Source organism: Rhodanobacter sp. KK11 (assembly GCF_033345435.1).
In the GTDB taxonomy this organism is placed as follows: domain Bacteria; phylum Pseudomonadota; class Gammaproteobacteria; order Xanthomonadales; family Rhodanobacteraceae; genus Rhodanobacter.
Genome location: NZ_JAWPMI010000006.1, coordinates 240817 through 247995 on the forward strand (window position 1 = coordinate 240817; position 7179 = coordinate 247995).

Here is a 7179-nt window from a genome sequence, read left to right on the forward strand (position 1 = left end):
CGACAGGGGCGCAGGCATGAGCGATCTGCTTTCCCAGGACGAGATCGACGCGCTGCTGGACGGTGTCAGCGGCGGCGCGGTGGCCACCGGCGGCGACGAGCCGCCACCGCGCGATGCGGTGATCGCGTACGACTTCACCCAGCAGGACCGCATCGTGCGCGGGCGATTGCCCACGCTGGAGATGGTCAACGAGCGCTTCGCGCGGTTCTTCCGGCTGGGCGTGTTCAACGTGTTGCGCAAGACCTGCGAGGTCTCGGTGCTGGGCGTGAAGATGATCAAGTTCGCCGAGTACGTGCACAGCCTGGCGGTACCGAGCAATTTGAACCTGGTGCGCATCAAGCCGTTGCGCGGCACCGCGCTGGTGGTGTTCGAGCCGCGTCTGGTGTTCACCGTGATCGACAACTTCTTCGGCGGCGACGGCCGCTACCACGCCCGCATCGAGGGCCGCGATTTCACCGCAACCGAGAACCGCGTGATCCAGATCATGCTGGAGGAGCTGTTCGGTGCGATGGCCGAAGCGTGGGCACCGGTGCTGGGCCTGCAGTTCGAGTACCAGAACTCCGAGATCAATCCGCAGTTCGCCAACATCGTCAGCCCGACCGAGACGGTGGTGGTGTCGCGCTTCCACGTCGAGCTCGACGGCGGCGGCGGCGAGGTGCACCTGACCCTGCCGTACGCGATGGTCGAGCCGATCCGCACCCTGCTCGATGCCGGCGTGCAGAGCGACCGTGCCGACCGCGACGACCGCTGGGCGGAGATGCTGCAGGAGGAGGTGTTCGACGCGGAGGTGAACCTGAGTTCGCTGCTGCTCGACGTGCAGCTCAGCCTCGGCGAGTTCCTGCACCTGCGTCCCGGTGACGTGATCCCGGTGCAGCTGCCGGAGCTGGCCACCGTCTACGCCGAGGACGTGCCGGTGTTCCGCGGTCACTACGGCCAGTCCGGTGGCCGCAACGCCGTGCGTTTCCATGCCCAGGCCGGGCGGCGCGAGAAGCGCGCGGCCGGCGACACATTCAAAGAGAAGACTCCCGCATGAACCAGTCCACTGAAGTTGCGTCGGCCACTGCCGGCGAGCGCGTCGAATTCGATTCGCTGCACGGCGTCGCCACGGCCGGCGGCGAGGTCAACCTCGACATGATCCTCGACGTGCCGGTGACCCTGGCGATGGAAGTCGGGCGCACCCGCATCAGCATCCGCAACCTGCTGCAGCTGAACCAGGGCTCGGTGGTGGAACTGGACCGCGCCGCCGGCGAGCCGCTGGACGTGTTCGTCAACGGCACCCTGGTCGCGCACGGCGAGGTGGTGGTGATCAACGAGAAGTTCGGCATCCGCCTGACCGACGTGATCAGCCCGGCCGAGCGCGTGCGCAAGTTGCGGTGAGGCCGTGAACAGGGCAACGGGAACGGCGAACAGGGTCGTCGCGGCGCTGGCGCCGGCGGCGCTGCCCGCCGCCGACGTCAACGTCGGCGGCGAGTTGCTGCGGGTGCTGCTCAGTCTGGCCGCGGTGGTGGCGATGATCTTCGTGGCGGGCTGGCTGAGCCGGCGGCTGCAGTCGCGCAACCGGCCGGGCGGACGGCGCATCCGCTGCGTGGAGGCGATGGCGGTGGGCGCGCGCGAGCGCGTGCTGCTGCTCGACGCCGATGGCAAGCGGCTGCTGGTTGGCGTGGGTCCGGGCGGCATGCGCACGCTGCACGTCTACGACGGCACGCCGGCCGAACCTGCCGTGGTCGAGCCCGTCGCGGCGCCGCTGCCCGCGTTCGGCGAGCTGCTGGCGCGCTGGAAGCGCGGCGCATGAGGACCTGGCGCTGGATCGTCGCGCTGTCGCTGATGCTGTTGCCGCTGGCGGCGCTGGCGGCACCGCCGCCGGGCATTCCGCTGGTGAACGTGCAGAGCGCACCCGGCGGCGGGCAGAGCTGGACGCTGTCGCTGCAGCTGCTGGCGTTGATGACGGCGCTGACCCTGCTGCCGGCGATCGCGCTGATGATGACCTCGTTCACCCGCATCATCATCGTGCTCGGCTTCCTGCGCCAGGCGCTGGGTACGCAATCGACCCCGCCGAACCAGGTGCTGCTGGGGCTGGCGCTGTTCCTCACCCTGTTCGTGATGTCGCCGGTGCTGAACAAGTCCTACGCCGATGGGGTGAAGCCGTACATGGACGGCCAGTTGGCCGCCGAGCAGGCGCTGCCGGCCGCCTCCGCACCGTTCAAGCAGTTCATGCTGGACCAGACCCGCGAGGCGGACCTGGCGCTGTTCACCCGGCTGGCCGGCGACAAGCCCTATGCCAGCAAGGCGGATGTGCCGTTCAAGGTGGCGATGCCGGCGTTCCTCACCAGCGAACTGAAGACCGCGTTCCAGATGGGCTTCCTGCTGTTCATTCCGTTCCTGATCATCGACCTGGTGGTGGCCAGCGTGCTGATGTCGATGGGCATGATGATGGTCTCGCCGATGATCATCTCGCTGCCGTTCAAGATCATGCTGTTCGTGCTGGTGGATGGCTGGACGCTGCTGCTCGGGACCCTGGCGGGGAGCTTCTACACGTGACCGCGCACCAGCTGGCCGAGGCTTACGTAGGAGCCCGCTCGCGGGCGATGCTCTCGCTTGTCTTCGCATTCAAAGCGAAGAGCTTTCAGAGCAAGAGCTTTCGTCTGCCTTCGGCAGCCGAGTTACTTTCTCTTTGCGTGGCCAAAGAGAAAGTAACCAAAGAGAAAGGCCACCCCGATGGCGCGCCCTGCGGGCATCCTGCCCTTCGGGTGCGCGGGTGGGCTACGGGGTTTTTCGACAGCACATCCTGTGCTGGCGAAAAACTGGCCGGCATCCCTGCCGGCCACCCTGCGGGCTTTCCTCCGCCCACCCGCCGCGCCATAGGGGCCCCGGGTAGAGCAGCGCGCTCCCAGCGCGCACTCTTCAAAAGAGCAAGATCAAGAGCAAAACATCGCTTTGCTGTTGCTCCGCTCTTTGCTTTTCGGCTTTCCACCGAGTGCGGGCCAGGATGGCCCGCTGCTCTACCCGGGGTCCCTTGCGCGGCGGTGAGGCGGGGTCGACAGGCCGCGCAGCGGGCGAGTCCATGGATGGACTCGCCTTTTCGCGCGGGCACGATGCCCGCTCGAAAAGCCCGGCCCCGACTCACGGACTTGCCGGGCAGGATGCCCGGCAAGCGCCAAGCGGGGTGTCGTTTTCTCTTGGTTACTTCTCTTTTGGACAAGCAAAAGAGAAGTAACTCGGGCGCCGCAGGCGCACGAAAGCTTTTGCTTCTGGAGCTCTTCGCCCCGGATGCGACAAGCGCAACAGCATCGCATACCGAGTGCGCTTCTACAGGTACGACTGAGCGGAAGCCGTTCGTCAGCGGCCACGCGGGAATCCGTCCATGACCCCCGAATCCATCATGGAGATCGGCCAGCACGCGCTGTACGTGGCGATGCTGGTGGCCGCGCCGCTGCTGCTCACCGCGCTGGCGGTGGGTCTGCTGATCGGCGTGATCCAGGCGGCCACGCAGATCAACGAGATGACGCTCAGCTTCATCCCCAAGCTGATCGCGATGGCGCTGGTGGCGCTGATCGCCGGGCCGTGGATGCTGCGCCTGCTGGTGCAGTACACCACCCAATTGATCGAGAGCCTGCCGGGCGCGGTCAGATGACGGCGCTGGACCTGGCGCAGTTGCCGGCGTGGCTGGGCAGCCTGTTCTGGGCGATCGGCCGGGTCAGCGGACTGTGCCTGGTGGCGCCGGTGTTCAGCGCCACGGTGGTGTCGGCGCGGATCCGCATCGGCGTGGTGGTGCTGCTGTCGCTGGTGCTGGCGCCGCTGGCGCCGGCGGCGATCGACCCGCTCAGCGGCGACGGCGTGGCGACCATGGCCGGGCAGGTGCTGATCGGCGCGGCGGTGGGTTTCGTGCTGAAGCTGGTGTTCGAGGCGGTGGCCTTCGGCGGCGAGCTGGTGGGGCAGAGCATGAGCCTGGGCTTCGCCGAAGTGGTCAGCCCGCAGGCCGGCGGCAGGTCGAACGTGCTGAGCCAGTTCTACTTGCTGCTGGTGACCTTGCTGTTCCTGGCGATGGATGGCCACCTGCGCCTGATCGCGCTGCTCGCCGACAGCTTCCACAGCCTGCCGCCGGGCGTGCCGACGATCGACGCCAACGGCCTGCACGCGGTGCTCGGCTTCGCGGCGCAGCTGTTTGCCGGCGCGGTGCGGGTGGCGTTGCCGGCGATGACCTCGCTCTTGGTGGTGAACATCGGTTTTGCCGCGATCAGCCGCGCGGCGCCGTCGATGAACCTGTTCGCGGTGGGCTTTCCGATCACCGTGTCGCTGGGCTTCATCGCCTTGTGGCTGTCGCTGCGCAGCCTGCCGGGCGCGTTCGAGGCGTTGCAGGACGACGCCTGGTCGTTGATGCGCAACCTGCTGGGGAGCTGACGCGATGTCCGACGACAGCGACCAGGAAAAAACCGAACAACCGACAGAGAAGAAGCTTCGCGAATCGCGCGAGAAAGGCGAGGTCCCGCGATCGCGCGACCTGTCCGGCGCGATGGTGGTGCTGGCCGGCGTGGCGGCGCTGATGAGCGGCGGCGAGCAGGCGTTCGTGCATGCCCGGCGGATCTTTTCGCTGGGCATGCATTACTCGCGCGACGCCTTGTTCACCGATGATTTGCCGGGCCGCACGTTGCATGCGGTGATGTATGAGGCGCTGGGGCTGTTCTGGCCGGTGGCGCTGGCCACCATGCTGGCCACGCTGGCTGCGCCGCTGCTGCTGGGCGGGCTGAATTTCAGCGCGCAGGCGTTGCAGCCGAAGTTCGAACGGCTCGACCCGATCAAGGGGCTGGGCAAGATTTTCGCCATGCGCGGCCTGGTCGAGCTGGGCAAGGCGCTGCTGAAGCTCGTGTTCATCGGTGCGGTGCTGGCGCTGCTGCTGCGGCACTGGCAGGGCGAATTGCAGGCCACCGGCCGCGGCTCGGTGGCGGCCGGTATCACGCAGTCGATCGGCCTGCTCGGCCGCGCCGCGCTGTGGTTCGGCACGATGCTGGCGCTGATCGGCGGCATCGACGCCATCTACCAGAAGTTCGACCACGCGAAGAACCTGCGCATGACCCGGCAGGAGATCAAGGACGAGATGAAGGAGAGCGAGGGCAACCCCGAGATGAAGGGGCGCATCCGCCAGGTGCAGCAGGCGCAGGCGCGCCGCCGCATGATGGAGGAACTGCCCCGCGCCGACGTGGTGGTGGTCAACCCCACCCACTTCGCGGTGGCCTTGCGCTACGACGACGGTCGCATGGGCGCGCCGCGGGTGATCGCCAAGGGCGTCGACGTGCTGGCGCAGCAGATCCGCCTGGTGGCGGGCGCCCATCGCATCCCGCTGGTGGAGGCGCCGCCGTTGGCACGCGCCTTGTATGCGACCACGGAGCTGGGTCGGGAAATTCCGGCGGCGCTGTACGTGGCGGTGGCCCAGGTGCTGGCCTACGTCTACCAGTTGAAGCAGGCCGCGGCGCACGGCGAGACGCCACCGGCGGCGCCAACCCCCGAGGTCGATCCCGACCTGATGGGGCCTTACCGCGAATAACGACGAGTCAAATCCATGACGGCTGCAGACGTACTGGGCAACTTCAAACAGCTGGCGCGACGGGGCATTGGCGCGCCGGTGATGATGCTGGTGATGCTGGCGATGATGATGTTGCCGCTGCCGCCGTTCCTGCTCGACATGCTGTTCAGTTTCAACATCGCGCTGTCGCTGGTGATCCTGCTGGCGGTGGTCTACGTGATGCGCCCGCTGGAGTTCGCCGCGTTCCCCACCGTGGTGCTGATGGCGACCCTACTGCGGCTGGCGCTGAACATCGCCTCCACCCGCGTGGTGCTGCTGCACGGCCACGACGGTCCCGGCGCCGCCGGTAAGGTGATCGAGGCGTTCGGCGAGTTCGTCATCGGCGGCAACTTCGCGGTCGGCCTGGTGGTGTTCGCGATCATCACCATCATCAACTTCGTGGTGGTCACCAAGGGCGCCACCCGCGTGTCGGAGGTGACCGCGCGCTTCACCCTGGACGCGATGCCCGGCAAGCAGATGGCGATCGACGCCGACTTGAACGCCGGCCTGCTGACCCAGGAACAGGCGCGCGAGCGCCGCCAGGAAGTGCGCGAGGAAGCGGACTTCTACGGCTCGATGGACGGCGCCTCCAAGTTCGTGCGCGGCGACGCCACCGCCGGCATCCTGATCCTGCTCATCAACATCGTCGGCGGTTTCTTCGTCGGCGTGATGCAGCACGGCCTGTCCGCCGGCGAGGCAGCGCACACCTACACCCTCCTGACCATCGGCGACGGCCTGGTCGCGCAGGTGCCGGCGCTGATGCTGTCGGTGGCGGCGGCGATCATCGTCACCCGCGTGTCGAAGTCGCAGGACATGGGCAAGCAGGTGATCGGCCAGGTGTTCGGCCAGCCGCGCGCGCTCGGCGTGGCGGCGGCGGTGCTGGTCGTGATGGGCATGATCCCCGGCATGCCGAACGTGGCCTTCCTGCTGCTCGGCGCCAGTTGCGGCGGCGTGGCGTGGCTGCTGCTCAAGCGCGAGCACGAAACCCGCGCCAGATTGGCCGAGACGGTCGCCGAGAAGCCGGCTGCCGCCGTACCGCCGGAGCGGATGGAGCTGGGCTGGGAGGACGTGGCCAGCGTCGATCCGCTGGGCCTCGAAGTGGGCTACCGGCTGATCCCGCTGGTCGACGTGCACCAGGGCGGCGAGCTGATGGGGCGGATCAAGTCGGTGCGCCGCAAGCTGTCGCAGGAGCTGGGCTTCCTGGTGCCGGCGGTGCACATTCGCGACAACCTCGACCTCGGCCCCAACACCTACCGGATCACCCTGATGGGCGTGCCGATGGGCGAGGCCGAGGTGCACAACGAGCGCCTGATGGCGATCAACCCCGGCCAGGTGCACGGCACCCTGCAGGGCATCGCCACGCAGGACCCGGCGTTCGGACTGGAGGCGGTGTGGATCGAATCGGGCCAGCGCGAGCTGGCGCAAAGCTACGGCTACACCGTGGTCGACCCGGCCACGGTGATCGCCACCCACCTGTCGCACATCCTGCAGGGCCATGCGCACGAGCTGCTCAGCCACCAGGACGTGCAGCAGCTGCTGGACCGCCTGGCGCAGAGCGCGCCGAAGCTGGTCGAGGACCTGGTGCCCAAGCGGCTGTCGCTGGGCGTGGTGGTCAAGGTGCT

General features: G+C 67.9%; 8 protein-coding genes. All 8 read left to right on the plus strand.

What is annotated here, in order from left to right:
* The first annotated feature begins 16 nt into the window (after positions 1 to 16).
* Positions 17 to 1033 carry a flagellar motor switch protein FliM gene (gene fliM / locus R5H19_RS17825; protein WP_318160414.1) on the plus strand — a complete coding sequence of 339 codons (1017 nt, stop codon included), beginning with the start codon at positions 17 to 19 and terminating at the stop codon, positions 1031 to 1033.
* On the plus strand, positions 1030 to 1377 hold the full coding sequence (fliN, locus tag R5H19_RS17830; protein ID WP_318160415.1) for a flagellar motor switch protein FliN: 348 nt from the start codon (positions 1030 to 1032) through the stop codon (positions 1375 to 1377). Before fliM ends, fliN begins: the two co-directional genes overlap by 4 nt.
* 4 nt (positions 1378 to 1381) lie before the next feature.
* Entirely contained in the window at positions 1382 to 1792 is a 411-nt protein-coding gene (fliO, locus tag R5H19_RS17835; protein WP_318160416.1) for a flagellar biosynthetic protein FliO, read from the plus strand.
* Positions 1789 to 2538: a flagellar type III secretion system pore protein FliP gene (gene fliP / locus R5H19_RS17840; RefSeq protein ID WP_318160417.1), complete on the plus strand. Its 750-nt coding sequence runs from the start codon at positions 1789 to 1791 to the stop codon at positions 2536 to 2538. Before fliO ends, fliP begins: the two co-directional genes overlap by 4 nt.
* A gap of 823 nt (positions 2539 to 3361) precedes the next feature.
* Positions 3362 to 3631, plus strand: coding sequence for a flagellar biosynthesis protein FliQ (gene fliQ / locus R5H19_RS17845; protein WP_318160418.1), 270 nt, complete (start codon positions 3362 to 3364; stop codon positions 3629 to 3631).
* Complete coding sequence (gene fliR, locus R5H19_RS17850; protein ID WP_318160419.1) at positions 3628 to 4398, plus strand: flagellar biosynthetic protein FliR; 771 nt, start codon at positions 3628 to 3630, stop codon at positions 4396 to 4398. The genes fliQ and fliR overlap by 4 nt, the downstream gene beginning before the upstream one ends.
* A gap of 4 nt (positions 4399 to 4402) precedes the next feature.
* On the plus strand, positions 4403 to 5539 hold the full coding sequence (flhB, locus tag R5H19_RS17855; protein WP_318160420.1) for a flagellar biosynthesis protein FlhB: 1137 nt from the start codon (positions 4403 to 4405) through the stop codon (positions 5537 to 5539).
* Positions 5540 to 5554: 15 nt separating this feature from the next.
* On the plus strand, positions 5555 to 7179 hold a 1625-nt coding region (locus tag R5H19_RS17860; RefSeq protein ID WP_318160421.1), incomplete at its 3' end, for a flagellar biosynthesis protein FlhA.